A 25622-nucleotide genomic window follows, 5' to 3' on the forward strand; every position below is an offset into this window, starting at 1 on the left:
ACGCGAGCCCGCCGGAGCAACGACCAGGAGACACACATGGACGACGACACCGCCTCAGCGGGCATACCCACTTTCACCGGCACATCGATACTGGTGACCGGCGGCGGTAGTGGCATCGGTCTGGGCATCGCTCGTTCGCTGGTTGCGTCTGGCGCTCACGTCACGATCTGCGGACGCAACAAGGAGAAACTCGAAGCTGCCGCCGAATCGATCCGGCAGTCGAGTCCGGAAGGATCGGTCAGCGTCTCCCCTACCGACGTCACGATCGAGGCAGACGTCGTCGCCGCTGTTGCCGCGGCGGTCTCCGTCACCGAAAAGCTCGACGGAGTCGTGGCCTGCGCCGGCGGGAACGAAACCATCGCACCGGTCACGCAACTCGACGTCGACGCGTGGCGCCGCACCGTCGACCTCAACGTCACGGGGACCATGCTGACGATCAAGCACGGCGCCCGGGCGCTGGTGGCAGGAGGCGGTGGATCCATCGTCGCGATCTCGTCGATCGCCAGCAGCAACACACATCGCTGGTTCGGCGCGTACGGCGTCTCGAAGTCCGGCGTCGACCACCTGGTGCAATTGGCGGCAGACGAACTGGGCGCCAGCAACATTCGTGTCAATGCGATCCGGCCGGGTCTGACCCGAACGGATCTGGTCGCGCTCATCACCGACGGTGGCCCGATCCTGGACGACTACCTGGCCAACACTCCGCTCGAACGCGTCGGCGAGGTCGAGGACGTCGCCGGACTCGCTTCCTTCCTACTCGGACCGCAATCCACCTGGATCACCGGGCAGATCATCAACGTCGACGGAGGCCAAATGCTGCGCCGCGGACCGGATTTCCGCTCGATGCTCGAACCCGTCTACGGATCCGACGGACTCCGCGGGGTGGTCGCGCCATGAGCTACACGATTCTGGGCAAGAAGGTCGAGATGCCCGTCGAAGTTCGCACCGCGTCGGCCTTCATGGCGTTGTACTCGGTACCCAGCGCAACGGCGCAGTCGATCATCGATTACACCGGCTTGACCGCGCTCCAGTACCGTCCCGGCCGGGCGCTGTGCGGCCTGGTTTTTGTCGACTACATCGATGGGGATCTGGGGCCGTACAACGAATTCGGGGTGACGTACATGGTGCGTAGCCACACTGCGCCTCCCGAAACCTCGGTGCTGGGAGATCTACGTTCGCTCGCTGCCGGAACTGCAGGGGCACTCATTCACGAGTTGCCGGTGGACGGAGAGTTCACCAAGGCCGCCGGCCGGGAAATCTGGGGATTCCCGAAGGTGCTCGCCGAGTTCGACACCGAGCACGTCGGCTCGGTCAAGCGCGGATCCGTCTCGCGCGACGGCAAACTCATCACACAGTTGAGTGTGAAGTCCGGCGTCAGCGTGCCTGGCGGCGGAGCCAACATGTCGTTGGCCGCGTACTCGCATCTCGACGGCGCAACCAGGTGCACGTCGTGGGACATGGCGCCGACCGGCGTCAAATCGCGCCCTGGTGGAGCAGAGGTTCAGCTGGGTAGTCACCCGATGGCGGCGGAGCTTCGGAAACTGGGACTCCCCCGCCGGGCCCTGATGACCACGACCATCAAAAACCTGGCGATGACGTTCGGGGAGGCGACAACGATCTGAGTGTCAGCCGACGGCACCCCTTTCGGTCACGTGTGACTCGGGCTACACTCCTGGACGGTTGACCAACTCGCGTCAGACCGCCCGAAAGGACACTCGTGCAGATCACCCGACGCACCGTACTGGCAGGCGCTGCCGCCGCACCTGCGCTCGCCGCTCTGTCGACGAACCAGGCCGTCGCAGCTTCGCCGGCACGCACCGTTTCACCCGCACGTACCGACAAGTCGTCGTCGTTGCAGGTGGGCGTCGGGATCTCCGATGTGACCGGACCGGTCGCCGAGGTCGGCATGATGGGCTACTCGAGCTTCGACCAACGCGCCGAAGGCCTGCACCAGCGAATGCGCGCACGCGCCTTCATCTTCGAGTCCGGCGGGTCACGGGTCGCCTACGTGTGCGTCGACAACTGCATGATCTTCCAGTCCGTTCACGACGAGGTCCTACGCCGGCTGGCTGGGAAATTCGGCGACATCTACACCGAACGCAACGTCATGTTGACGGCCATCCATTCACACGCGGCATGTGGTGGGGCCTCGCACAACTACGCGTACAACCTCGCAGTTCTCGGCTTCGAACTGCCGGTGTTCGAAGCCGAGGTCAACGGCATGGTCGAGGCGATCAGCGCTGCCCACGAGAACCTGGCGCCGGGCTCCGTCCGTTTCGGGCGGTCCGACCTCACCGATGCCAGCGTCAACCGATCGCGAGTGGCGTTCGACCTCAATCCCGAAGAGGACAAGGCCTACTACCCCGGTGGCAACGATCACCACATGCGTGTCATGCGGATCAGTCGGGGCAGCAAGGACATCGGGGCGATCAACTGGTTCGCTACCCACTGCGCCTCGCTCACGAACGAGAACCATCTCATCTCCGGGGACAACAAGGGCGCCGCGGCGTACTTCTGGGAGCACGACGACCGGGGTGTGCGTTACCTCGACGGCGACACCAGCTTCATTGCCGCTTTTCCGCAGACCAACAGCGGCGACATGTCACCGAACCTCTTCCTCGAGCCCGGACGCGGACCGACCGAGGACGAATTCGAGAATGCACGCATCATCGGGCTGCGCCAGGTTGCGGCGGCTCAAACTGCCTTCGGCTCGGCCTCCGAAACCGTCACTGGTGGTGTCGACAGTCGGATCATGTACCTGGACATGGCAAATCAGGTGGTGAGCGGAAGATTCACCCCGGACGGGCGCGAGCACCGCACTGCACCGGCAGCGATCGGTGCGGCAATGAGCGCCGGAAGCGTCGAGGACGGGCCTGCAATTCCGATCTTCCCCGAGGGCACCCGAAACCCCATGATCGACGCCTTGGGCGGCATGGATGCTCCTGTGCCTCAATGGCTTCAGGATGCACAGGCCCCCAAGCTCGTAGTCGTTCCGGTCGGCCTGTTGCCACCGGGCGGATGGGTGCCGAACGTACTGAAGATCCAGATCCTGCGGATCGGCCAGTTCTACATCGTCGGTGGCCCTGCGGAATTCACCATCGTCTCCGGATTACGAGTGCGTCGAACCGTCGCCGAGGAGCTTGGAGTTCCCCTCGAGAACGTCATCTTCCAGGGCTACGCGAACTCGTACTCGAGCTACTGCACCACGCCACAGGAATACGATTCGCAGCAGTACGAGGGCGGCTCGACGATGTTCGGCCGTTACACACTGCCGGCCTATCAACAGGGGTACGCCGCTCTCGCAGCCGCGATGCGCGACGGCACCGAACCTCCTCGCGGCCCCGCGCCGGCCGACCTGTCCGGGTTCCAACCCAGCTTCGGACCTGGCGTCGACTTCGACGAGCCCTTGCCGGGAACACAATTCGGCGATGCGACCGTCCAGCCCGGCGACGGCTCACCGGGTGCGCAGGTTGCCGTCGAGTTCGTCACCGGCCACCCCAAGAACGACACTCACCGAAACGGGACCTTCTACGAGATCCAGCGAAATACCGGCGGATCCTGGACACGGGTCGCCGACGACAACGACTGGTCCACCAAACTGCACTGGCGCCGGGTCGGGAGCAACGGTTCCGTCGTTCGCATCACGTGGGATGTTCCGGCCGATACTCCGGCGGGTACGTATCGAGTCCAACACTTCGGTGCGTCGAAGGCTCGGGGTAGCGGCGCGATTTCGCCGTTCTCCGGGGTGACCGCCGAATTCCGCCTCACCTGACCCGCGTGAACGTATCGCTCCCCTTGTTGGACAAGGGGAGCGATACGTTCACGCGATGGGGTCAGAGCGCAGTTGCCAGGTTCAGGCGGCGGTCGGGTGCAGCGAGGTGCTCGACGTCGACTGCTCTGACGCTGCCGGGCGGTCGATCTTCGCCGCGACGATCAGGACCAGCAGACCTGCGACGGTGACCGCCGCCCCCATCCAGATCGGGGAGGTGAAGCCGAGTCCCGCGGCGATGGTGATTCCGCCCAGCCATGCACCGAGCGCGTTGCCGACGTTGAAGGCGGCAATATTTGCCCCCGACGCCATGGTCGGTGCGGCCGACGCGTAGTTCATGATCCGCATCTGCAGACCTGGAACCGTCGAAAAACCGAAGGCGCCCATGAAGAACAGCGAGATCACGGTCATGACCTTGCTCTCGGCGGTGGCGGCGAACACGATCAGAACGACGGTCAGGATCGCGAGAATCCAGACCAGCGCCTTCGTCAGCGAGCGGTCGGCCGCCTTGGCGCCCAGGAAGTTACCGACGAACAGGCCCGAGCCGAAGAGGATGAGCAGCCACGGAACGCTGGACGTCGCGAAGCCGGTGACCTCGGTGAGGGTGAAGGCGATGTAGGTGAAGGCTCCGAACATTCCGCCGTAGCCGAGGATGGTGATGGCGATCGAGAGCCATACCTGCTTGTTGCGGAATGCCCCCAACTCTCCGCGCAATCCGCCACCGGTCGTGCTGGCGGGCGTCGTCGGGACGAGTGCTGCAATTCCGATCAGGGCGATGACGCCGATGACGGTGATGGCCCAGAAGGTCGAGCGCCATCCGAGTTGCTGGCCCAGCAGAGTGCCGAACGGAACGCCGAGAACGTTGGCGATGGTCAGGCCCGCGAACATCATCGCGATGGCGCCGGCGCGCTTGTTGGGCGCCACCATGTCGGCGGCAACCACCGAACCGATCCCGAAGAACGCACCGTGGCACAGTGCCGCAACGATGCGTCCGCCCATCATGACCTCGTAGGAGGGCGCGAGCGCGGACATCAGGTTGCCGATGATGAACAGCACCATGAGCGAGAGAAGGACCTTCTTGCGCTCGAAGCGGGTGACGGCAGCGGTCAGGAGGATCGCGCCGATCGCCACCGACAGTGCGTAGCCCGAGATCAGGTAGCCCGCGACGGACTCGGTGACCTCGAAATCAGCCGAGACCTCGGGCAGGAGGCCCATGATGACAAATTCGGTGAGGCCGATCCCGAACCCGCCCATAGCGAGGGCAATGAGACCCAATGGCATCTCGATGTTCCTTTCACAGATTTACGCGTAAGCCGTTAGCGGGCGTGTGCAGTAGTTGCAGGCGCGCTATAAATAGTTGCACGCGCGCGCTACATGCGCAAGCTGGTAACCTGGAGTCGCAGGAAACGGACAAGGAGAATCACATGGGGATCGCCGACGACGCCGTCGAAATCCGTTCGCAAGGGTGGCGCACGCTCGCAGCACTGCACGGCGCCCTCGACACCGAACTGGAACGCGCGCTCCAGCGTGAGCACAAACTGTCCGTCGTCGAATACACCGTGCTCGACGCACTGAGCCGCCAGGACGGCTGGCACATGCGGATGGCCCAGCTGGCTCGCGCTGCCGCACTGAGCAGCAGCGCCACGACGCGCTTGGTCAATCGACTCGAAGATCGAGGACTACTGACGCGCATCCTGTGCGCCGACGACCGTCGAGGCATCTACACCGAACTGACGCCGGCCGGCCGCGAGCTTCTCGAAAGCGCACGGCCGACGCACGACGCCACCCTCGAGGCCGCACTCGACGAGGCGTGCAAAACGCCCGAACTCGCGCCACTGGTGCGCGCGCTCCACGAACTACCCGTCGGCTAGAAGTCTGCCGGAAGCAGGGCACGCTCCTCGATGCCCGAGACCACCTGAGCGACAAACACACTCGCATCGACGACCGCCCGCCCACCACGCGCAGGGACCAGAACGTCGACGGTGCCGCCGTGCACCTCGTTGTCCCCGATCACCGCGATGTACGGGTCACGGTGAGTGCGTGCCTCGCGGATGCGACGTCCCAACGATCCGTCAGGCGCGATCGCCACTCGAACATCGCGAGCCTCGAGATCGGCCCGCAAACGCTCGGCCTCAACCTGGTGCCGGTCGCCGACGGGCAGAATCGAGACTTGGTTGGGTGCCAGCCACGGCGGCATCCGCCCTTCGAACCTTTCGATCAAAAGCGCAGTCATGCGTTCCATCGACCCGAGCAAGCCCCGATGGATCATGACGGGGCGAGCCTTGGATCCGTCCTCAGCGGTGTACTCGAGGTCGAACCGCTCCGGTTGATTGAAGTCGAGTTGCACGGTCGAGAGTGTTTCCTCGCGGCCGTGCGCGTCTCGCACCTGGACGTCGATCTTGGGACCGTAGAACGCTGCCTCCCCCTTCGCTTCCACGTACTCGATCGAGCGTGCATTCAGCGCCTCGCGAAGGTGATCCTCGGCGTCCGCCCACTGCTCGTCGGTGCCGAGGTACTGCCCCTCTCCCCCTCTGATCGAGAGGCGGTACTCCCGTTCGGCAATCCCCAGAGTCGAGTAGCAGCGCTCGATCGCGACGAGCGCGACGATCACTTCCGCTTGCACTTGTTCACGACTACAGAAGACATGTGCGTCGTCGAGATTGATCTGTCGGACTCGACTCAATCCGCTGAGAACTCCGGAGAGTTCGCTACGGAACATCGAGCCGAGTTCACGAACGCGGAAAGGTAGCTCGCGATAACTACGACCGCGAGCGGCGAATACCTGAGCGTGATGAGGACAGTTAGCCGGACGAAGGAGAAATGACTCTCCGCCTATCTTCATTTCGGGGAACATGTCTTCCGAGAACTTGGACCAATGACCAGATCTCTCGTACAACTCTTTCTTCGCCATAACCGGGGTATAGACACCCTGACAACCGGAGCGCGCTGCTTGTTCGGCGGCGAACTTTTCGAGTTCGTTCCTGATGACGGCGCCGTCCGGTAACCAGAGCGGAAGGCCGGCTCCGACTATGGGGGTGGTGGCGAAAAACTCCAGGTCGCGCCCGAGTTCGCGGTGGTCAACGCTCATGAGAGCTCTCCAAATCGTTCAAGGGGAGACGCACGCGGAGCGACGAAACAGGAAAGCCCCGGGGCGATAACTCCCGGGGCTGAAAGGGTTCGGTCAGCAGTTGCTAAACGATGCGCCGGAAGAGAACCGGCGTCGTCGTGTTGTGCGCAATACTGACCATGTACGTGAGGTTACATCAACTTCCTACCCACCTACAGCCCGAATTGTCGGGCCTCTATGCTGACGCAACTGGGAAGGCGCAGCAGTAGCCAACGAAACACCCACGAAGAGCGAAGTTTCGGCAATCATGTCCGAACGTGAGGTTCTCGGATATGAGGAGGATGTGCGACGGTGCCGGACCACTTGCTCGAACAGTTGATCACCATTCCTTTGTTCACCGGAATCATCGGGTACATCACCAATTGGTCGGGCGTCCTGATGCTGTTTGCGCCGATCAACTTCCACGGGATCAAAGTGCCCGGCCTCAAACTGCTCTTCCCGTTCCTCCCCCGGCGCGTCCAGGTGATCCCCGCGATCACCAGCGACGGCAGATTCGGTTGGCAAGGCATCGTCCCCTCGCGGGCGGAGAAGATGGCGTCGATCGCCGTCGACAAATCCCTCGCGAAAGTCGGAAGCATCGCCGATTTCTATCGCGTCCTGGACCCGGACAGCATCGCCGAGCACTTGGTGAACATCTCCCGCAGTGAAGTGCGCGGCGTGGTCACCAGAATCATGACGGCCGAGAATCCTCAGCTGTGGCACAACCTTCCGACGTCGGTGAAGGAAGCCGTCTTCCGCAAGGTGGAGGACGATCTGCCGGCCAGCGTGCGCATGATCACCGACCGCATCGAAGAGGACATCGACGAGTTCATCGACGCGAAGCTGATGGTGATCCGCTACCTCTCCTCGCATCCCAAACTGCTCAACGACATCTTCCGCACGATGGGCAACAAAGAGCTCAGGTTCATGCAGAACTTCGGCTTCTACTTCGGGTTCCCGATGGGCTTCGTGCTCGTCGGAATCCTCCATCTGGTTCCGCAGTGGTGGGTGCTTCCCATCGGTGGCGTGATCATCGGGTACATCGTGAACTACCTGGGAATCACGATGATCTTCGAACCGATCACCCCCAGCCGTTGGGTGCCGTGGCGGCAGGGACTTTTCCTCAAACGCCGCACCGAGATCATCGCCGGGTACGCAAAAACCCTGGCCGATCACGTCGTGACGCTCGAGAACATCGGCACCGAACTCCTCGAAGGTCCCCGCTCGGACCGAACGCGGCGGATGCTCGATCAGGTACTGCGCGAATCCGTCGACGACGCCGCCGGCTGGGCAAAGTCGGTGGTCAAGATGACCGTCGGTTCGCAGAGCTACAAGCGTCTGCCCGGCCTGGCCACCACCGAAGTGCTCGATCTGTACCCAAGGGTCTTCGAGGACGCGGAGTTCGCCGAGAGCCAGTCGGAGAAGATTCGTGTCTTCGTCACCGAACGCATGAGCATCCTTTCACCGGAAGATTTCAGTGAACTACTACGCTCAGCCGTCAAACAGGACGAGTGGCTGTTGTTCGTACACGGGGCCGTGCTGGGCTCGTTTGCCGGTTTCCTGCACCTCGCAATATTCGGAGTATGAGTCGGAGTATGAGTATGAGTGAGCACGACCATCGCCTGATCGTCGAAGCGGAATCGTACGACTGGGCTGCGGACATCGCGCCGGTCGAATCCGTGGAAAAGCGTCTGATCCGCAGCCTTGTCGGGCTGACTGCCACGACGACGCTCACGTCGATCAAGCTGACGGGTTGGGCTTTCGGGACGGCGAAGGAGGCGACGCGGCAGATCGTTCAGGCTGCCGCCGAAGCCGCGGCAGAGGCCGCTGAATCGGCCAATGTTCAATCCGAACGTCGAGCCGAGAACTCCAACGGAGACGGCTCGCGGACCGACAACCTACGGGCAGCAATGGCAACTCGAACCAATCGCAAACAGAGTGTCGAAGCCACTCTCGCGGCGCTGCGGGCACGCGGCGACAGGTTGCTGGACCGTTCCGCGGACGTGACCGATCGCGACGATCTGCACCCGGCCTACGACCGGATCCTTGACGAGATCGCGCCGGACGAAGCTCGAATTCTTCGGTTGCTGGCCACTTCAGGTGCGCAACCGAGCGTGGACGTACGTACGGCGCGGCCGTTCGGCGTCGGCTCGGAGATGATCGACGAGGGGCTGTCGATGATCGGAGAACTGGCGGGATGTCGCCATCTGGACCGCATCAGCGCGTACCTGAACAACCTGCATCGGCTCGGTTTGGTGGCGTTCTCACGCGAGCCCGTCGAGGCCGACCGGTACCAGGTGGTCGAGGTACAGCCGTCGGTGATCGAGGCGGTCAAGCGAGCCGGACGATCCAACAAGATAGTGCGTCGTAGCATCCTGCTGACGCCGTTCGGTGACGACTTCTGTCATACCTGTTTTTCTCTGTAGGGCCTCCGGCCCCGTGAGTGGTTAAGGAGCCCCTGGACTCCTTAACCACTCACGGGGGTGCCCCTACAGCCAGGTATCTTCTGTCGTGGTCGTCAGGAACGCTTCCAGATCGTCACGCCAGGTAGCCGGAACAGTCTTGTCTGGCTCGATGCCCGTGTACTGCCCGCGATAGAACAGCAGCGGGCGTTCGGTCTTGATCTCACTCATCGACGACACACGTCCGAAGACGACGTAGTGATCACCGCCGTCGTGGACGGTTTCCACCGTGCAGTCGATGTGGGCAAGCGACTTGTCGATGATCGGTGACCCCAACGGTGATGGCGTCCAATCGATACCCGCGAACTTGTCCGGCTCACGCGACCCGAAACGAGCACACACCGCCTGCTGTTCCTCCGCCAACACGTTGACGGCGAACTTCCCGGTCCGCTCGATTGCCGCCCACGACCGAGAACCCTTGGTGGGGCAGAACAACACCAAAGGTGGGTCGAGTGACAGGGCAGCGAAAGACTGACACGCGAACCCGACCGGCTCACCGTCGTCGACTGTCGTGATGATGGTGATACCCGTGCAGAATTGCCCGAGAACCGTGCGGAACTGGCGTGGATCGATCGCCTGCTCCGCACTCACCGACGCGTCGGGCGAACTCACGGCTTCATTCCCACCGTGAAGTCGTGACCCCACAGGCTCACGGCCGTGCTTTCCCTCGCGATCCAGTTTTCGTCCTCGACCTCTAGCCCCTCACAACCGAATTCGATGTCGAACCCGCCCGGAGTCTTCATGTAGAACGAGAGCATCTCGTCGTTGACGTGGCGACCGAGAGTCGCCGACATCTTGACCTTCTTGCGCAGTGCCCGGTCGAGGCATAGTCCGACGTCGTCGGAGTTCTCCACCTCGAGCATCAAATGCACGATGCCCGTCGGGTTGGGCAACGGCAGGAACGCCAAGCTGTGGTGACGCGGGTTGCAGCCGAGGAACCTCAGCCACGCCGGGTCGCCGTCCGCGGGCCGGCCGACCATCTGCGGAGGCAGACGCATCGAGTCGCGAAGCTTGAATCCGAGTACGTCGCGGTAGAACCGCAGCGAAGCGTCGTCGTCATCGGTGGTGAGCACAACGTGGCCGAGGCCCTGCTCGCCCGTCACGAACCTGTGCCCGTACGGGCTCACGATCCGGCGGTGTTCGAGAGCAGCTCCGTGGAACACCTCGAGGGAGTTGCCCGAGGTGTCCTCGAACGCGATCATCTCGACGACGCGACGGTCCTTGAGCTGCTCCGCCGTGCCTTCCTTGAACGGAACACCGGCTGCCGACAACCTGTCACGGATATCCTGCAGCTCAGCGGCATTCGCGGTTTCCCAACCCGAGACGAGCAGACGGTCCGTGTCGTTCGGAACGATGACAAGACGCGCCGGGAAGTCGTCCATACGCAGATACAGCGATTCCGCGTCGACGCCCTTACCCTCGATCATTCCGAGGATCTTGAGTCCGTATTCGCGCCACGCAGCCATGTCGGTGGCCCCGATGCGCATGTACGCCAGAGATCGAATACCCATCATTTACCTCCGTCGAGCAGGAAGTCGGTTGCGAGCCGGTTGAATTCGTCGAACTTCTCGAGCTGCGCCCAGTGACCGCAACCGCCGAAGACGTGGAGTTGCGCGCGCGGGATCATCTTGAGCGCAACCAGTGCGCCGTCGAGGGGGTTGACCCGATCCTCACGGCCCCAGATCAGCAACACACGCTGACGGAGCTTGTACGCCTCGCGCCAGAGCATGCCGAGCTCGAAGTCACCGCTGGAGAAGGACTTACCCATCGCCTTGGCCGCAGCCAGCGACTCGGGAGTGTTGGCGGCAGCAAAGCGTTCGTCGACGAGTTCCGGCGTGATCAGCTTCTGATCGAAGACCATGATCCGCAAGAACGCTTCGAGGTTCTCCCGCGTGGGCTGGTAGCTGAACTTCCCGAGGTTCTTGACGCCCTCGGTGGGGTCCGGCGCAAACAGGTTGACACTCAGACCGCCGGGGCCCATCAGAACGAGGCGACCCGCACGGTCCGGGTAGTCGAGCGCAAAGCGAACAGCAGCGCCACCACCGAGCGAATTACCCAGCAGGTCAACGCGACCGGTAATCTCGAGCGTATCCAGAAGATCATTGAGCGCCGACGCACTGTGCACGAAGTACTGCGGATGCTCCGTCGGCTTGTCGGACTGCCCGTAACCGGGCTGATCGACGGCGATGACGTGAAAGTTCTTCGCCAACACCGGAATGTTGCGGGCGAAGTTCGACCACGACGACGCGCCTGGGCCACCGCCGTGCAGCAGCACGATGGTCTTGTCGTTTCCGACGCCTGCCTCGTGGAAGTGCAGTTTCAGATCGGGGCGCACTTGCGCGAACCGCGAAGTGGACTCGTAGGTGAGAGCTTCTTCGGTAGTTGTCACTGAGCCTCCTCTAGACCATCGTGTCGGTGATCGGAAGACCGAATTCGCCGGTTCCGAACATGACGTATGCGCGTTCGGGATCGTTCGCGGCGTGGACGCGACCAGCGTGGGCGTCACGCCAGAAACGCTGAATCGGAGTGCCGTTCTGCAGCGCCGTGGCACCGGAGTTCTCGAAAAGCTTGTCGATCGAGGCGATCGCACGGCCAGTGGCGCGCACCTGGTCGCGTCGAGCGCGCAGCCGCAGTTCCATCGGAACCTCTTCGCCCGCAAGGATCAACGCGTACTCGTCGGCGACGTTGCCGGAGAGCTGACGCCACGCGGCGTCGATGTCACTGGACGCCTCGGCGATACGCACCTTGGCGAACGGATCGTCCTTCGACTTCTCGCCGGCGAACGCAGCACGAACACGCTTGCCTTGATGCTCGACGTGCGCTTCGTAGGCGCCGTAAGCCATTCCGACGATCGGCGCCGAGATCGTGGTGGGGTGAATGGTTCCCCACGGCATCTTGTAGACCGGCGCGGTGTTCTTCTCGAGGCCCGGGGCGGTCAATTCGCTCATCGCCCGGAAGCTCAGAACGCGATGCTTGGGAACAAAAACATCCTTGACCACAACGGTATTGGAGCCGGTTCCACGCAGGCCGACCACATTCCACACGTCGTCGATCTGGTAGTCCTCGCGAGGAATCAGGTAGCTCACGAAATCGACTGCGCGGCCGTCCTTGAACACCGGACCACCGAGAACGGCCCAGCTGGCATGGTCACAACCCGAGGACCACGCCCACGCACCGTTGACCTTGTATCCGCCCTCGACTACTTCACCCATACCCATCGGAGCGTAAGAGGACGAGATGCGCACGTCAGTGTCGTTGCCCCACACGTCTTCCTGCGCCTGCTGAGAGAAGAGGGCGAGGTGCCAGTTGTGTACCCCGATGATCGAGGAGACCCACCCTGTGGAACCGCACGCGCTGGCGATCTTCTTGACCGCGGAGTAGAACAGCACCGGATCGGCTTCGTATCCGCCCCACTGCTTCGGCTGCAGCAAGCGGAAGAAGCCTGTTTCCTGGAGTCCCTTGATGGACTCGTCGGGGATACGACGCAGATCCTCGGTCTCCTGTGCGCGCTCGCGCAGTGCCGGCAGTAGTGCGTCGAGCCTCTGCATCACCTCGTGGCTGTCATGGTTACCCACTTCGACGCTCCCGTCTTCCTCGATCGGTTGGTTCACTTACACTTGAGACTAGAACACGTTCTCTTTTCTGTCGAGACGCTGACAAAGGTCCCGTTTGTGGCCGCAATGCTGTAACAAGTGCCCCCAAAATCTGGCGGAACCGGATCGAGTTCTATAACGTGTTCTACTAACAGCTAGAAGGGATGTGAGGTCACAATGGCGCAGATTCGCGAGATCGACGTCGGAACGGTGCAAACGCGTTTCGCCCGCGGTTGGCACTGCCTGGGTCTACTGAAGACCTTCAAGGACGGCAAACCGCACGCGATCGAGGCTTTCGGTACGAAGCTCGTGGTGTTCGCCGACAGCAAGGGCGACATCAAAGTTCTCGACGGATACTGCCGTCACATGGGTGGTGACCTCACACAAGGCGAGGTCAAGGGTGATTCCATCGCCTGCCCCTTCCACGACTGGCGCTGGGGCGGCAACGGAAAGTGCACCGGCATTCCTTACGCCCGCCGCGTGCCTCCGCTCGCTCGCACCCGCGCGTGGACGACCCTCGAGCAGAACGGTCAGCTCTTCGTCTGGAACGACCCCGAGGGCAATCCGCCGCCCGAAGAGATCGTGATTCCTCGTATCGAGGGTGCGTACAGCGACGAATGGACCGACTGGACCTGGAACTCCATGGTCATCGAGGGATCCAACTGCCGCGAGATCATCGACAACGTGGTCGACATGGCGCACTTCTACTACATCCACTACGCCTTCCCGACGTACTTCAAGAACGTCTTCGAAGGTGAGATCGCCACTCAGTACCTCAACACCACCGGCCGTCCCGACATCGGAATGGCCTCCCAGTACGGCGGCGACACGCTTCTTCGCTCCGAAGCTGCGTATTACGGACCGTCGTACATGGTCAATCCCCTGTGGAACAGCTACAGCGGATACGAGGTCGAGAGTGTTCTGATCAACTGCCACTACCCGATCAGCCCGGACTCGTTCGTGCTGCAGTGGGGCGTGACGGTCAAGAAGCCGACGGGTGTCTCCGACGAGATGGCCGACAAGTTGGCCGGCAAGTTCACCGAGGGCATCAGCGAGGGCTTCCTGCAGGACGTCGCGATCTGGAAGAACAAGACCAAGATCGAAAATCCCCTCCTCTGCGAAGAAGACGGCCCCGTCTACCAGCTACGACGCTGGTACGAGCAGTTCTACGTGGACAAGGCCGACGTCACCGAGAAGATGACGCAGCGCTTCGAGTTCGAGGTGGACACCACCAAGGCAAACGAAGCCTGGCACGCCGAGGTCGAGGAAAACCTCGCACGCCAGAAGGCTGAGAAGGAAGCCGCAGCAGAAGCAGCAAAGAAGGAAGCAGAGGTCTAATCGTGAGCGCCTCGATCGGAACCGACGCACGGTGGGCTCGCTGGGCCAAGGCACCGGACTTTGCCGGGCAAACGGAACGGCTCGAGGCGATCGCGGCCCAGACGATCGAGGACAAGCACGAATACCTCGACTCGGGTCTGCAGGAAGTCGACTGCAAGGCATGCGGTGCCTGCGTACTTGTTCGCAAGAACACGTACAAGCACACCAGTGTTCAGTGGACTTCCGACCCGGCGCTGCGTTGCCACACCTTCAAAGAGGCCATTGCTTCCGGACAGTCGACGGCATTGAAAGACGGTTGCCCGAAACTGCACGACAGCATCGCCGACGCGGTCAGGGACGGCACCATCACAGTGCGTGATCCCGAGGTCAGCTGACCTGATTGTGTAGAACGAGGGCAGACCCACCACGGGTCGGCCCTCGTTCTACGTTCCAGCGCCTGCGCGTCCGTCAGGCAGGCGGTCGCACCTTTCGTGCGGCCACCGCGTAGACGTCGCTCGACGTGGTGAGAGAGTTCTTTCCGCTGGCCGCCGGCACTCCCCCGCGTAGATTCACCGCCCAGTTGAGCGCACCGAGCGGTCCACATCCGCTAGCTCCCGGCGCCGCAAACACAGCATCCGAATGTGGGACTGCCGGGAACACTGCACCGGGGAACTCACCGATAGGTTCCGACGGAGGGTTTCCGGTTGTGGTCAGGTGAAGGTTGATCGGATTCGAAACCGAACCGATGTAGCAATCGTCACCGAGCAACGGATTAGACAGTTTCAATCGAACAGGCATGGTGAGTTCCTGCTCGAGAACCTTCAGATCCGGGACTCCCACCGATTCCACCGTCGCGCTGATCTGAGTCAGTCCCAGCGGAGTATCGATCCCGAGAGCACCTCCGGGTACCGAAATCGGATTGGAATAGACCCCGTTGGACCCGTCCTGCTTGGCGACGAACGTCTCGATGAAACTGTTGTCCGGCTGGGTCGCGTATTTCACGCCGCCCGCAACCTTGAGACTTCCGTCCGGGATCGGCACCGAAAGTGCGCCCAATTTCATGGTCCCTCCGCGAACTACGACGCTGGCGCACGTTGTCACCTCGAGATCCTCGATCGGGCACGTGCCCCAACCGTCGAAGGTCAACGGATCAACCTCTGCCGCACCGGAGGAACCGAGCGATCCGCTGCCGGAAGACCCTGACGATGATTCGTCGGCAATTGCCACACCTGCACCGGCCATGACAAATGTTGCAACTAGCGCGACTGTTGACATAACTCGAAACTTATTGCGGCTCTTCATCTTCGAAACCCTCCACCGTTGACGGAATCTGACGAGAGCCGCCCACGGGCTGCACCTCGACGCACGTCCGGCACGCTACCGAGAAGCGGGACTTGGATTCACACATATCGGCGAAACTTCCCACCAAAGAACTACGGCGATCAGTCTCGATCGAACTTCCGTCCTGGCTCGGAAACCGTATCGATCCTGTCGGCTCAGTTCGGTTCGACTGTGCCCGAACCGATGACCTGATCGAGGAACGGCCCGAACATCTCCCCCAGGTTCTCGGCGATCTGATCTGGAGTACCGAAGGACAACGTCACGTGACTGATCGCCAGACGCACTATCGTGCTGCCGAACATCTCGGCATGGACGCGGTCGACGTTCGCCCAACTGGTCATGAAGATCTCGGCCAACCTCGCGCTCGCATGTTCGAGCAGCGGAGTCCCGTCGGTGGTGACCAGGCTCAGCAGGTCATGTTGCGGACGAGGACCGACAATACTGACCACCATCGGATCCCGGGCACCGGCGTCGAAGAATGCACGGAAGGCCGCCGAGACCGCACCCCGGGGGTCCGAATGGTGCAGCGCTACTTCGCGTTCCACCTCTTCGAGGAACTCGTCGACGAAACGGATGAGGTATCCGGACGCCAATCCCTGCCGGGACGTGAACTCCTTGTACAACGTCTGCCGGCTCATACCCGCAGCTTCCGCGATATGCGCCATCGTGATGTCGTTCCACGATTTCTCGGTCAAGAGTTCGCGTGTGGCGTCGAGCGCTGACGCACGGAGGAGTTGACGAGCTGCCTCGTGGTACGGGACACGGGCACGAGCGGTGGACATATCGGGAAGATTTCCATCGCCCGTGCTCGGTGTCAAAACGGTGGACACGCAAGCAACAGAAGTCACGAACTCAGAGCACCGGTAAGGCGACAAGACCCGCCGCAAGTTCGGTCAGATCCCTGTTCGAATCGGCGAGTACGTCGGCGCTGATGTCCGGGGAGCGTTCGATAAGGGTTCGGACGGCGCGAATGTCCTTCGGCCGGCCCACGCTCACAGCACCGACGATATTTCCATCGCGCATGCAGATCGCAGTGAAGTCATAGGAGTCCAAGTCTCCTCGAACAATCACGGTGTCGTCCGCGCCTGGCCAACCAGCTACTTGAATGTTGCGGCCGAATTGGTTCGACCAACTCCATGGGACGGATTCGAAAGGTTCCGCCTTCCCCACAATGGTCTTGGCAACTGCGACGGCGTGGTCCTGCGCAGTGTTCCAGTGCTCGCCGCGGTGCATGCCGCCGAGAAAACCGTTGGGCACGTTGGCCACATCGCCGATCGCGTACACACCATCGACAGACGTTCTGAGGTATCGGTCTACCGTAATCCCGTTGTCCACCGCAATACCCGCAGCAGCAGCCACATCGGTATCGGGCAAGGATCCGATTGCGACCACGGCCAAGTTCGCTGTCCACTCGCGTCCGTCACGCGCACGTGCGGTGACGCCGTCGGCACCCGTCGTGAGCGTCTCGAGGTCGACTCCCGTCTGCAAGGTGACGCCGCCCAAGTTGTGCAGCGCGGCGATCTTCTCCGCTATCGACGGTGGAAGCAGTCTGGACAGGGGCAGCGGTTGCGCTTCGAGAACCTGCACACTGCAACCCAAGTCACGTGCCGTTGATGCCACCTCCGATCCGATCAAGCCACCGCCGACCACCAGTAGCGAGGATCCTTCGATCAGCCGGGATTGCAAGCGTCGCATGTCTGCGATATCCCGAAGATAGTGAACGCGCTCAGAATCTTCCGCGGTCAACCGTCGGGACCGTCCACCCGTGGCAAGAATCAGAACGTCGTAGTCGACGCCGTCACCGTCGGCTAAATGTATGGTGCGGGAATCTGTGTCGATTCTCGTGACAGTCACGCCGATCCGAAGGTCGATACCCTGCTCGTTCCAGAAAGTCGACGGCCGCAACCGAACCCGATCGATCGACGCTTTCCCGGACAGTAGTTCCTTCGACAGTGCCGGACGTCGGTACGGCTCCTCCGTTTCGGAGCCGATCAGGATGATGCTGCCGCCGAACCCTTCCTTGCGTAGGGCCTGCGCAGCACCAGAACCGGCGATGCCCGTGCCCACGATCACGACGGTGCGTGTGTCGGGCTCGCTGACCGCTGTCATCAGCGGTCCACCTCCACCATTTCGAAATCGACTTTGGCAGCACCACAATCAGGGCAGGACCAGTCTTCGGGAATCTCGTCCCAGCGAGTACCCGGCTCGATACCGTCGTCGGGCCAGCCGATCGCTTCGTCGTACTCGAACCCGCACTGGAGGCAGCGGAACAATTTGTAAGCAGTGGCAGTCTCGGACATCGGTTTTCCTTTCACCGGTGGGTATTTCGATCAGGATTGCGTGACGAGGGTGAAGTCGACCTTCTCGCGGACGCCGCAGTCGGGGCAGCACCAGTCGTCCGGAATGCTCGACCACGGTGTGCCGGGTGGAAAGCCCTCTCGCGCAGCACCTGTCGATTCGGTGTACGTGTAGTCGCAGATCGGGCAGATGTAGGCGTTCATGCGTTCACCCCGTAGGCTGCGAGGATCTTGGCCCGCTTCTTCGGCGCGATGTTGACCTGGGTGATGTCACCTCGGTAGTGCTCGAGAACGCGGTGGTCCATCACCTTGCGCCACAGGGGCGGGACTGTTGCGAGCATAATCATGCTGGCGTAGCCGCTCGGGAGCTGAGGGGCCTCTTCCATACTGCGAAGCGCTTGGTAGCGCCGTGTCGGATTCGCATGATGATCGCTGTGCCGCTGCAAGTGATAAAGGAAGACGTTGGTGCAGATGCGATCACTGTTCCAGCTGTGCGCCGGCGTGCATCGCTCGTACCGTCCGCTTGCGGTTTTCTGACGCAGGAGTCCGTAGTGCTCGAGGTAGTTGATCGCTTCGAGCAGCGAAAACCCGATGAACGCCTGGATCACGAGGTACGGCGCGATGCCGATCCCGAATACTGCAAGCGCGACACCGAACAGAACAACCGACATGAGCCAGGCGTTGAGCACGTCGTTCTTGATGCTCCAGTGCGTGGTGCCCAAACGCTCGAAGCGGGTCTTCTCGAGATGCCACGCCGACTTCAATCCCCCGCCGACGCTGCGCGGCCAGAAACCGTAGAGGGTCTCACCGAAGCGCGAGGTCGCCGGATCTTCCGGAGTCGACACTCGCACATGGTGGCCACGGTTGTGCTCGAGGTAGAAGTGGCCGTAAGCGCTCTGCGCGAGAACGATTTTGGACAACCAGCGCTCGACGCTCTCCTTCTTGTGCCCGAGTTCGTGGGCGGTGTTGATGCCGATTCCGGCCGTCACACCGATCGTCACTGCGAGTCCGATATTGGAGAGAACGCTCAAATCCCAACGCGCCCAGATGTAGCAGGACAGGAAGAAGGCCGTGTACTGCAGCGGCAGATAGGCGTAGGTGCACCACCGGTAGAAGCGGTCGTTCTCGAGTTCGTCGATCACCTCGTCGGGCGGATTCTTCCCGTCCTCACCCGCAAGGATGTCGATGACGGGAATGAGAGCAAACGCAATCAGTGGGCCGGTCCACCAGAAGACATTCCATCCGGTGGCGGTAACAAGCCCCACGGCGATGAAAGTTGCCGATGACGGAATCAGCGCCAGCAGCCACAAGTAGCGTTTCCGGTCTCTCCAAGTTACGAGCCGACCATCTGGCTCGGTGTACACCAACGCCGCCATCGAATTCTCCAGTTCTCGTTCGGATCAGTGAGTGCGTCCTGCGCGGTAATCCGCGACACGAACAACATCTATGTATAGAGAGTGGACAAATGATGGTGTTTTGTCAACGATTTTCAAGTAAAACTTTTACAAACATGCTGATTTGTACATGAAGCAGGTGTGGAAGCAGATCAGAATTCGAGGAACCGAGGGCGCAAAAGTGCACCGAAAGGCGCCCGCGCCTCAGGCGAAACGTACGACGCTTCGCCGTGCCGGGAATACAGGCGATCGGCTTCGTACCGCGGAAACACGTGGACGTGGTGGTGCCAGACGTCCTGGTTGCCCGCCGGTTCGTTGTGCTGCCTGGTCGAGACACCGTCACAGCCGTATTCTTCACGAATTGCAACAGCCACAGCCTGAACCAGGTCGAACACCGAGTGCCCGACGCTCGTGGGCAAAGTGTAGAGATTCTCGAAGTGTTCGATCGGTGACACAAGTACGTGGCCGGGGTTGCCCGGCCACCACTTCGGGGAAATCCGAGCGATTGCGTGGTCGGTTCGAGCAACCAGGTCGGTCGACGCGTTGTGCTCGTCGAACTCGCCCAGCGCGAAGCGACAGAACGGGCAGCGGTACTCCGGCGGCGCATGATGCAACTCGTCTGCCCTCACTTCGCGATCTTCTCACGAACTCAATGGCTTCGATTCGTGCAGAAGACTCTCAAGACGTCCGATTCGCGCGAATTTCCCCAAAACGAAAGTTCGCTTACCCATACTGAAATGACCGACTGTCCCCGACGTGAGTGGGTCCTCATGGATACCGACGTATTGGTAGCGGGCGCCGGCCCGATCGGTTTGACCACCGCGATCGAGCTGCGCAGACGCGGCATCTCCTGTCGAATAGTCGACCCCCTCGACGAACCGCGGCAATACGCGAAAGCCGTCGGGATTCAGCCACGCACTCTCGAACTCTTCGAGAACATGGGGGTGCTCCGCCAGGCACTCGACGCCTCGACACTTATGCGCGGTCAGATCATGTACACGAACGGCGTCGAGGTCGCCCGCGTCGACCTCACGCTCCCCGAGGATGTTCCTTACTGGTTTCTCTGCCTCCCCCAATACTCGACGGAGCGCATCCTCACCGAGCGCCTCGCCGAGCTGGGGACAACCGTTGAACGCGGAGTCGGTCTCACCGCATTCGAACAATCCGACGGCGCCGTCAACTGCACACTCAGCGACGGCAGCACCGTGAATGTCCAGTATCTGGTGGGTTCCGACGGCGCTCACAGCGTGGTCCGCAAAGGGTTGGGACTGAGCTTCGAGGGCGGCGCGTTTGCCGAAAGCTACATGCTCGGCGACGTCGAGGTCGACTGGTCGATACCCAGCGGCTACTCCGTCCGCGCCAACCACACCACCGACGACGGAACCACCGACGACCTACTCGTCTGCATCCCGCTTCCCGGACACAAGCGGTACCGCATGTCGATGCTCGTTCCGGACGATTTGATGCCGGACGAATCGTCGAACAAAGCCTCTGTACAACACGGCTTTTCAACCGGCAAGACACCTGAACTCCATCACATCCAGGCCGTGCTCGACAGACTGTCCCCAGAACCGACAACCGCCTCGATGCTGCGATGGTCCTCGGTCTTCCGCATCAGCCACCGCATCGTCGACGCTTACGGTCGCGGACGGGTTTTTGTCGCCGGCGACGCCGCGCACATCCATCCCCCGACTGGCGCGCAGGGCATGAACACCGGGATCCAGGACGCCCACAATCTCGCATGGAAGGTAGCGCTCGCCGTCAAAGGCGTTGCAACAGCAGATCTTCTCGAGACCTACGACGCCGAAAGACGGCCGGTCGGTGAAGAAGTCGTCGGGATGACCGTCCGAAATGCTCGAGAAGGAATCGGTTCGGGAGAGTCCTCCATCGACACGGCAATGCGGCGCCAGGCTCAATTGTTGATCGACTACTCGGAGAGTCCGCTGAACACCGGGCGTGATTCTTCGAGTCCACACGTTCAACCGGGCGAGCGTGCACCCGATGCCCGCGGGATGCGCCGAGACGGTGTGCAGTATCCAATTCGGTTGTTCGACTTGCTGTCCGGAGTCGACCACACGTTACTGCTGACTTCGGACGGATCCGCAGAGAGCATCAACAGCCTCGAGAAGGTCGCCGACGCCGCCATTCGATCAGCGCACCGCATGTTGGACGTCTACGCGATAGTGCCACCGGGAACCGTGACCGTCGATTCGTTGGTGCCGATCATCGAGGACAACGACTCGCAGGTCTGCGCCGCGTATGGGGTCGAAGGTACGGCGGCGCTGGTCATTCGCCCCGACGGCTACCTCGGATTCCGTGGTCACCCGGAGAACGTTTCCGACTACTTCGCGAAAGTGTTTGCCGTCAATCAGGAATGAGCGAAGCGAACATCAACCGGATCTCGGGTGAGAGCTTCATCAACTCGACGTATCCACCCAATGGCCCGGCATCGAGGTAGGAGAACTCCATGCCGGCGCCCTCTACCCGACCTTGTTGCACCACCGACATTCCGCGACGCTCGGCCTCGAGCAACGTCGCCTCGTAATCGTCTGGAACCCAAGCCATGTGATGAACTCCGACGCCGTGAGTCTCCAGGAATTCCGTGTACAGGTTGCGTCCGGATACTGGTTGGATCAGCTCGAGCTGTTGGCTGCCCGCATATCCGATCGACACGTGCACGACATAGTCCGCGGGCTCCCCGCGATACGTTGTGGTCTCGGGGCCAAAGACGATGCCTGGCATACGCAGCCACCGCTCCACTCCCCACTGCCGAGTGAACTCCTGTTCGGCAGCCTCGATGTCCTCGACCACCCAGCAGATCTGGAAGATCGGTCCCGAGACCAACGGGTTCATGCCATTTTTCCGTTGTCGACCGAGTAGACGGCCCCGTGTATCGCCGAGGCGTCGTCGGAGGCCACGAAAGCCACCATCTTCGCAACGTCCTCGGCTTCCATCAAGCCACGCGGCGACGCAACCTTCATGACGAGATCGAAGTCGACTCCGTCGGGGAAGGTGAATCCGGTGACTTGAGGAGTCATCATGCCGCCGGGGCAGATTGCGTTGACACGCAGAGACTTTCCGGTGAACTCCATCGCCATCGCTCGGGTCAGTCCGATGAGTCCGTGCTTGGCAGCGCAGTATCCAGCCGAGTACGCCTGCCCTTCCAGCCCCGCGATCGAGGAGACGTTGACGATGTTGCCGCCCCGTTCCAGCAAGTGCGGCAGTGCTGCGCGGGAAAGGAAGAACGGTCCGTTCAGATTGACCGCAAGGTCATGTGCCCATTCGGAATCCGCAATGTCTGCCGTATGACGAAGCGAGTGCGATCCCGCCACGTTGACGAGGATGTCGATACCACCGAGCGCGTCGACACACGCTTGCACGGCCGCATCACACTGAGCAGAATCCGAGACGTCCGTCGCTGCGTAACGACGCTCACCGTCCGTGCCGACCACCTCGACCATCGACTGCCGCAGCTTTTCCTTGTCACGGGCGATACCGAAAACCTGTGCGCCCCTGCGGTGGAGGAGCTCGGTGACGGCGCGCCCCAACCCTGAGGACGCGCCGGTCACCAAGGCCGCTTTTCCGGCCAGTACGTCTGCCATGGCCTAGGAAGCCGCTGCTTCGCGCTGGAGTTCCAGCGCGATGTCGATCAACTGATCTTCCTGGCCGCCGACCAACTTGCGCTTGCCTGCGCGCACCAACAGCTCCGCGGACGACACTCCGTACCGCTCGGCCTGACGCTCGGCATGCTTGAGGAAGCTCGAGTACACGCCGGCGTAGCCCATCATCAGTGCTTGACGATCGAGCAGGCATTCCTGCGGCATTGCCGGGCGCACAACATCTTCGGCTGCATCGGCGATGGCGAAGAAGTCGATACCGGTCTTGACGCCGATCTTGTCGCAAACACCGACGAAGGCCTCGACCGGGGCGTTGCCGGCGCCGGCACCGAACCGACGGGTACTACCGTCGATCTGCTTGGCTCCCGCACGAACTGCCGCAATGGAATTGGCGACGCCCAGGCCCAGGTTCTCGTGGCCGTGGAAGCCGACCTGAGCGTCGTTGCCGAGTTCCTGAACCAGCGCCTCGACGCGATCGGATACCTGCTCGAGTACCAGCGCGCCGGCCGAGTCGACCACGTACACACACTGGCAACCCGCGTCGGCCATGATGCGAGCCTGCTTGGCCAGCTTCTCCGGCGGAATCGAGTGAGCCATCATGAGGAATCCGACTGTTTCGAGTCCGCGCTCACGCGCGAGGCCGAAATGCTGGATGGATACGTCGGCCTCGGTGCAGTGAGTTGCGATGCGGCAGATGGACGCACCGTTGTCCTGCGCGATGACGATGTCGTCCTTGATGCCCAACCCGGGCAGCATCAGGAAGGCGATCTTCGCGTTGGTCGCCGTCTCGACTGCAGCTTTGATCAGTTCCTGCTCGGGAGTCTTCGAGAAGCCGTAGTTGAAGGAGGACCCGCCGAGGCCGTCGCCGTGAGTGACCTCGATGACCGGCACTCCGGCTCCGTCGAGGGCACCGACGATGGCTCGTACTTCTTCGACGGTGAACTGATGACGCTTGTGGTGGGAGCCGTCGCGCAGCGATGTGTCGGTGACGCGGATGTCCCAGCTCGAATCGAAATGAATCATGTCGCTCATGCCTTCACACTCAGAAGCTTCTGGGCGATTTCCTCGCCCACCTTGGTGGCTGCTGCCGTCATGATGTCGAGGTTGCCCGCGTACGGCGGCAGGAAATCGCCTGCGCCTTCGACCTCGACGAACGTGGTGACCGTTGCATAGCCACCGGAAACGACGCTCGGTTTGTCGAACTGCGGTTCGTTGAGCAACCGGTAGCCAGGCACGTACTGCTGGATGTCCTTGACGACGCGGTGAATGGAGTCGGTGATCGCAACCTGATCGGCGTCTTCGGGGATAGCGCAAAAGATGGTGTCGCGCATGATCATCGGCGGGTCTGCGGGGTTGAGGATGATGATCGCCTTGCCGCGCTGTGCGCCACCGATGGTCTCGATACCGCGGCTGGTGGTCTTGGTGAACTCGTCGATGTTCGCGCGAGTTCCCGGGCCGGCGGACAACGATGCAACGGAGGCGACGATCTCGGCGTACGCCACGTCGACGACTCGCGATACCGCGTAGACGATCGGAATGGTTGCCTGCCCACCGCAGGTGATCATGTTGACGTTGGGTGCGTCCAGGTGCTCACGCAGGTTCGCGGGCGGAACCACAGCCGGGCCGACCGCGGCCGGAGTCAGGTCGATGGCACGGATACCGGCGGCCTCGTAGCGTGGTGCTGCCTCGCGGTGCACGTATGCCGACGTCGCCTCGAAGACCAGGTCCGGTTTCTCCGCCTGGTTCAGCAACCAGTCGACGCCCTCGGCGGAGGTCTCGAGTCCCATCTTGCGGGCACGCGCCAATCCTTCACTCTCGGGATCGATTCCGATCATCCATCGCGGTTCGAGCCACTCGGAACGCTGCAGTTTGTACAACAGATCGGTACTGATGTTTCCCGATCCGACGATCGCCACACTTGCCTTGGTCATGACTACTCCTACGTGAACTGAAGAGAGACGGAACCGAGGCCGCTGAACTCGGCTCGGAAGTTGTCGCCTGGATGAGCGTCGATCGCTCGCGTGCACGAACCCGGCAGAACGATGTCGCCGGCCTTGAGCCGAACTCCGAACGTGTCGACCTTCTGCGCCAACCACGCGACGGCGGTGACCGGGTTACCGAGAACCGCATCGCTGCGCCCCTCCGCAATCCGCTCGCCGTTGCAGGTCAGCACCGCATCAATCGCCTTGATGTCGATGTCCGACGGGCGAACTCGTTCCTTGCCGAGAATGAACCCGGCGGAGGACGCGTTGTCCGCGATAGTGTCCGAGAGGCCGATCTTCCAGTCCTTGATCCGGCTGTCGATCAACTCGATGGACGGCGCATAGGCGACAGTGGCGTCGATGACGTCTTGTTCGGTGCACCCAGCGCCCGGCAGATCTGCTCCCAGAATGAAGGCGACCTCCACCTCGACGCGTGGGAAGCAGAAGCGCGACGTGTCGACCGGACGGTCCTCGAACTCTTCCATCTCGGCGAGCAGGTGACCGTAATCTGGCTCGTCGACGCCCATCATCTGCTGCATCGCCAGTGACGAGAGCCCGACCTTGTGTCCGACCACCTTTGCGCCACCGGCAACACGACGCCTGATGTTGATGAGCTGGATCTCGTAGGCGTCGACGACGTCGATGTCCGGATACGTGGCGATCAACGGGCTGATCGGAGCGCGATCCCGTTCCGCCGAATCAAGATGGTCGGCAAGTTCGCCGCGGATCTGCGTCGAGAGCATC

General features: G+C 61.9%; 27 protein-coding genes. 9 read left to right on the top strand and 18 right to left on the bottom strand.

All coding sequences use genetic code 11. From position 1 onward, the window contains the following. Nucleotides 1-36 precede the first annotated feature (36 nt). The 3 genes from AC2ETI_RS11860 to AC2ETI_RS11870 all read left to right on the top strand — a co-directional run bounded on the left by AC2ETI_RS11860 (nucleotide 37) and on the right by AC2ETI_RS11870 (nucleotide 3772). Nucleotides 37-897 (top strand): SDR family oxidoreductase, encoded by an 861-nt coding sequence (locus tag AC2ETI_RS11860; RefSeq protein WP_483633947.1) that lies wholly within the window; start codon nucleotides 37-39, stop codon nucleotides 895-897. Continuing rightward, entirely contained in the window at nucleotides 894-1622 is a 729-nt protein-coding gene (locus tag AC2ETI_RS11865) for an acetoacetate decarboxylase family protein (protein WP_029254467.1), read from the top strand. Before AC2ETI_RS11860 ends, AC2ETI_RS11865 begins: the two co-directional genes overlap by 4 nt. A 95-nt stretch (nucleotides 1623-1717) precedes the next feature. Continuing rightward, entirely contained in the window at nucleotides 1718-3772 is a 2055-nt protein-coding gene (locus AC2ETI_RS11870) for a neutral/alkaline ceramidase (protein WP_070796374.1), read from the top strand. 81 nt (nucleotides 3773-3853) lie between these two features. Here the strand turns inward: AC2ETI_RS11870 and AC2ETI_RS11875 are convergent, their stop codons facing one another. After that, the gene (locus tag AC2ETI_RS11875) at nucleotides 3854-5050 is read right to left on the bottom strand and encodes an MFS transporter (RefSeq protein ID WP_483633948.1); all 1197 of its coding nucleotides are present in this window, start codon (nucleotides 5048-5050) and stop codon (nucleotides 3854-3856) included. Nucleotides 5051-5193: 143 nt separating this feature from the next. On the opposite strand from AC2ETI_RS11875, the gene AC2ETI_RS11880 reads away from it, so the two are divergent. Then, a complete protein-coding gene (locus AC2ETI_RS11880; RefSeq protein WP_003945852.1) occupies nucleotides 5194-5640 on the top strand; it encodes a MarR family winged helix-turn-helix transcriptional regulator in 447 nt (148 codons plus the stop codon). Here the strand turns inward: AC2ETI_RS11880 and thrS are convergent. Then, nucleotides 5637-6857: a threonine--tRNA ligase gene (gene thrS / locus AC2ETI_RS11885; RefSeq protein WP_047890333.1), complete on the bottom strand. Its 1221-nt coding sequence runs from the start codon at nucleotides 6855-6857 to the stop codon at nucleotides 5637-5639. The genes AC2ETI_RS11880 and thrS overlap by 4 nt on opposite strands. A 330-nt stretch (nucleotides 6858-7187) precedes the next feature. Between thrS and AC2ETI_RS11890 the strand changes: the two genes are divergently transcribed. Then, entirely contained in the window at nucleotides 7188-8462 is a 1275-nt protein-coding gene (locus tag AC2ETI_RS11890) for a DUF445 domain-containing protein (protein ID WP_019746908.1), read from the top strand. Nucleotides 8463-8476: 14 nt separating this feature from the next. Then, nucleotides 8477-9301 carry an Abi-alpha family protein gene (locus tag AC2ETI_RS11895; protein ID WP_069146975.1) on the top strand — a complete coding sequence of 275 codons (825 nt, stop codon included), beginning with the start codon at nucleotides 8477-8479 and terminating at the stop codon, nucleotides 9299-9301. A gap of 63 nt (nucleotides 9302-9364) precedes the next feature. Here the strand turns inward: AC2ETI_RS11895 and hsaB are convergent, their stop codons facing one another. The 4 genes from hsaB to hsaA are packed head-to-tail and all read right to left on the bottom strand — an operon-like array spanning nucleotide 9365 to nucleotide 12912. Further along, a complete protein-coding gene (gene hsaB, locus AC2ETI_RS11900; RefSeq protein ID WP_003945677.1) occupies nucleotides 9365-9949 on the bottom strand; it encodes a 3-hydroxy-9,10-secoandrosta-1,3,5(10)-triene-9,17-dione monooxygenase reductase subunit in 585 nt (194 codons plus the stop codon). Further along, nucleotides 9946-10848, bottom strand: coding sequence for an iron-dependent extradiol dioxygenase HsaC (gene hsaC, locus AC2ETI_RS11905; RefSeq protein WP_003945585.1), 903 nt, complete (start codon nucleotides 10846-10848; stop codon nucleotides 9946-9948). The genes hsaB and hsaC overlap by 4 nt, the downstream gene beginning before the upstream one ends. After that, nucleotides 10848-11726, bottom strand: coding sequence for a 4,5:9,10-diseco-3-hydroxy-5,9,17-trioxoandrosta-1(10),2-diene-4-oate hydrolase (hsaD, locus tag AC2ETI_RS11910; RefSeq protein ID WP_483633949.1), 879 nt, complete (start codon nucleotides 11724-11726; stop codon nucleotides 10848-10850). The genes hsaC and hsaD overlap by 1 nt, the downstream gene beginning before the upstream one ends. A 10-nt stretch (nucleotides 11727-11736) precedes the next feature. Further along, entirely contained in the window at nucleotides 11737-12912 is a 1176-nt protein-coding gene (gene hsaA, locus AC2ETI_RS11915) for a 3-hydroxy-9,10-secoandrosta-1,3,5(10)-triene-9,17-dione monooxygenase oxygenase subunit (RefSeq protein ID WP_031332838.1), read from the bottom strand. A gap of 195 nt (nucleotides 12913-13107) precedes the next feature. Here hsaA and AC2ETI_RS11920 point away from each other — a divergent pair, with 195 nt between their 5' ends. After that, the gene (locus AC2ETI_RS11920; RefSeq protein WP_003945847.1) at nucleotides 13108-14268 is read left to right on the top strand and encodes a 3-ketosteroid-9-alpha-monooxygenase, oxygenase component; all 1161 of its coding nucleotides are present in this window, start codon (nucleotides 13108-13110) and stop codon (nucleotides 14266-14268) included. 2 nt (nucleotides 14269-14270) lie between these two features. Continuing rightward, nucleotides 14271-14642, top strand: a complete 372-nt coding sequence (locus AC2ETI_RS11925) for a hypothetical protein (RefSeq protein ID WP_007734099.1) — start codon at nucleotides 14271-14273, stop codon at nucleotides 14640-14642. Between the two features lie 73 nt (nucleotides 14643-14715). On the opposite strand, the gene AC2ETI_RS11930 is transcribed toward AC2ETI_RS11925, so the two are convergent. From AC2ETI_RS11930 to AC2ETI_RS11960, 7 genes are all read right to left on the bottom strand, one after another. Continuing rightward, nucleotides 14716-15549 carry a hypothetical protein gene (locus tag AC2ETI_RS11930; RefSeq protein WP_020906154.1) on the bottom strand — a complete coding sequence of 278 codons (834 nt, stop codon included), beginning with the start codon at nucleotides 15547-15549 and terminating at the stop codon, nucleotides 14716-14718. A gap of 194 nt (nucleotides 15550-15743) precedes the next feature. Next, nucleotides 15744-16370: a TetR/AcrR family transcriptional regulator gene (locus AC2ETI_RS11935; RefSeq protein ID WP_019746903.1), complete on the bottom strand. Its 627-nt coding sequence runs from the start codon at nucleotides 16368-16370 to the stop codon at nucleotides 15744-15746. 70 nt (nucleotides 16371-16440) lie between these two features. After that, entirely contained in the window at nucleotides 16441-17697 is a 1257-nt protein-coding gene (locus AC2ETI_RS11940) for an NAD(P)/FAD-dependent oxidoreductase (protein ID WP_483633950.1), read from the bottom strand. Then, complete coding sequence (locus AC2ETI_RS11945) at nucleotides 17697-17888, bottom strand: rubredoxin (RefSeq protein WP_007734094.1); 192 nt, start codon at nucleotides 17886-17888, stop codon at nucleotides 17697-17699. The genes AC2ETI_RS11940 and AC2ETI_RS11945 overlap by 1 nt, the downstream gene beginning before the upstream one ends. A 30-nt stretch (nucleotides 17889-17918) precedes the next feature. Beyond that, entirely contained in the window at nucleotides 17919-18089 is a 171-nt protein-coding gene (locus tag AC2ETI_RS11950) for a rubredoxin (protein WP_007734092.1), read from the bottom strand. Continuing rightward, nucleotides 18086-19261 carry an alkane 1-monooxygenase gene (locus tag AC2ETI_RS11955; protein ID WP_483633951.1) on the bottom strand — a complete coding sequence of 392 codons (1176 nt, stop codon included), beginning with the start codon at nucleotides 19259-19261 and terminating at the stop codon, nucleotides 18086-18088. Before AC2ETI_RS11955 ends, AC2ETI_RS11950 begins: the two co-directional genes overlap by 4 nt. 170 nt (nucleotides 19262-19431) lie before the next feature. Continuing rightward, on the bottom strand, nucleotides 19432-19908 hold the full coding sequence (locus tag AC2ETI_RS11960; RefSeq protein ID WP_483633952.1) for an HIT family protein: 477 nt from the start codon (nucleotides 19906-19908) through the stop codon (nucleotides 19432-19434). Between the two features lie 141 nt (nucleotides 19909-20049). Between AC2ETI_RS11960 and AC2ETI_RS11965 the strand changes: the two genes are divergently transcribed. Beyond that, the gene (locus AC2ETI_RS11965; RefSeq protein WP_483634007.1) at nucleotides 20050-21657 is read left to right on the top strand and encodes an FAD-dependent monooxygenase; all 1608 of its coding nucleotides are present in this window, start codon (nucleotides 20050-20052) and stop codon (nucleotides 21655-21657) included. On the opposite strand, the gene AC2ETI_RS11970 is transcribed toward AC2ETI_RS11965, so the two are convergent. The 5 genes from AC2ETI_RS11970 to AC2ETI_RS11990 are packed head-to-tail and all read right to left on the bottom strand — an operon-like array spanning nucleotide 21644 to nucleotide 25621. Then, on the bottom strand, nucleotides 21644-22132 hold the full coding sequence (locus AC2ETI_RS11970) for a VOC family protein (protein ID WP_020906146.1): 489 nt from the start codon (nucleotides 22130-22132) through the stop codon (nucleotides 21644-21646). The two genes, AC2ETI_RS11965 and AC2ETI_RS11970, sit on opposite strands and share 14 nt — an antisense overlap. After that, nucleotides 22129-22881: an SDR family NAD(P)-dependent oxidoreductase gene (locus tag AC2ETI_RS11975; RefSeq protein WP_483633953.1), complete on the bottom strand. Its 753-nt coding sequence runs from the start codon at nucleotides 22879-22881 to the stop codon at nucleotides 22129-22131. Before AC2ETI_RS11975 ends, AC2ETI_RS11970 begins: the two co-directional genes overlap by 4 nt. A gap of 3 nt (nucleotides 22882-22884) precedes the next feature. Further along, nucleotides 22885-23928, bottom strand: coding sequence for a 4-hydroxy-2-oxovalerate aldolase (gene dmpG, locus AC2ETI_RS11980; protein WP_020906144.1), 1044 nt, complete (start codon nucleotides 23926-23928; stop codon nucleotides 22885-22887). Further along, the gene (locus AC2ETI_RS11985) at nucleotides 23925-24827 is read right to left on the bottom strand and encodes an acetaldehyde dehydrogenase (acetylating) (protein ID WP_483633954.1); all 903 of its coding nucleotides are present in this window, start codon (nucleotides 24825-24827) and stop codon (nucleotides 23925-23927) included. Before AC2ETI_RS11985 ends, dmpG begins: the two co-directional genes overlap by 4 nt. 8 nt (nucleotides 24828-24835) lie before the next feature. After that, nucleotides 24836-25621, bottom strand: a complete 786-nt coding sequence (locus AC2ETI_RS11990) for a 2-keto-4-pentenoate hydratase (RefSeq protein ID WP_003945480.1) — start codon at nucleotides 25619-25621, stop codon at nucleotides 24836-24838. Nucleotide 25622 lies beyond the last annotated feature (1 nt).

The organism is Rhodococcus sp. MurmanLake-1, from assembly GCF_056945715.1.

Coding starts and splice junctions, on each gene's coding strand:
- AC2ETI_RS11950 (WP_007734092.1), bottom strand. CDS start 18,089: ATGAACGCCTACATCTGCCCGATCTGCGACTACACGTACACCGAATCG.
- AC2ETI_RS11975 (WP_483633953.1), bottom strand. CDS start 22,881: ATGGCAGACGTACTGGCCGGAAAAGCGGCCTTGGTGACCGGCGCGTCC.
- AC2ETI_RS11945 (WP_007734094.1), bottom strand. CDS start 17,888: ATGTCCGAGACTGCCACTGCTTACAAATTGTTCCGCTGCCTCCAGTGC.
- AC2ETI_RS11895 (WP_069146975.1), top strand. CDS start 8,477: ATGAGTGAGCACGACCATCGCCTGATCGTCGAAGCGGAATCGTACGAC.
- AC2ETI_RS11875 (WP_483633948.1), bottom strand. CDS start 5,050: ATGCCATTGGGTCTCATTGCCCTCGCTATGGGCGGGTTCGGGATCGGC.
- AC2ETI_RS11865 (WP_029254467.1), top strand. CDS start 894: ATGAGCTACACGATTCTGGGCAAGAAGGTCGAGATGCCCGTCGAAGTT.
- hsaC (WP_003945585.1), bottom strand. CDS start 10,848: ATGGGTATTCGATCTCTGGCGTACATGCGCATCGGGGCCACCGACATG.
- AC2ETI_RS11970 (WP_020906146.1), bottom strand. CDS start 22,132: ATGAACCCGTTGGTCTCGGGACCGATCTTCCAGATCTGCTGGGTGGTC.
- AC2ETI_RS11990 (WP_003945480.1), bottom strand. CDS start 25,621: ATGCTCTCGACGCAGATCCGCGGCGAACTTGCCGACCATCTTGATTCG.
- AC2ETI_RS11880 (WP_003945852.1), top strand. CDS start 5,194: ATGGGGATCGCCGACGACGCCGTCGAAATCCGTTCGCAAGGGTGGCGC.
- AC2ETI_RS11935 (WP_019746903.1), bottom strand. CDS start 16,370: ATGTCCACCGCTCGTGCCCGTGTCCCGTACCACGAGGCAGCTCGTCAA.
- thrS (WP_047890333.1), bottom strand. CDS start 6,857: ATGAGCGTTGACCACCGCGAACTCGGGCGCGACCTGGAGTTTTTCGCC.
- dmpG (WP_020906144.1), bottom strand. CDS start 23,928: ATGAGCGACATGATTCATTTCGATTCGAGCTGGGACATCCGCGTCACC.
- AC2ETI_RS11920 (WP_003945847.1), top strand. CDS start 13,108: ATGGCGCAGATTCGCGAGATCGACGTCGGAACGGTGCAAACGCGTTTC.
- AC2ETI_RS11930 (WP_020906154.1), bottom strand. CDS start 15,549: ATGAAGAGCCGCAATAAGTTTCGAGTTATGTCAACAGTCGCGCTAGTT.
- AC2ETI_RS11955 (WP_483633951.1), bottom strand. CDS start 19,261: ATGGCGGCGTTGGTGTACACCGAGCCAGATGGTCGGCTCGTAACTTGG.
- AC2ETI_RS11860 (WP_483633947.1), top strand. CDS start 37: ATGGACGACGACACCGCCTCAGCGGGCATACCCACTTTCACCGGCACA.
- AC2ETI_RS11940 (WP_483633950.1), bottom strand. CDS start 17,697: ATGACAGCGGTCAGCGAGCCCGACACACGCACCGTCGTGATCGTGGGC.
- AC2ETI_RS11965 (WP_483634007.1), top strand. CDS start 20,050: ATGGATACCGACGTATTGGTAGCGGGCGCCGGCCCGATCGGTTTGACC.
- AC2ETI_RS11985 (WP_483633954.1), bottom strand. CDS start 24,827: ATGACCAAGGCAAGTGTGGCGATCGTCGGATCGGGAAACATCAGTACC.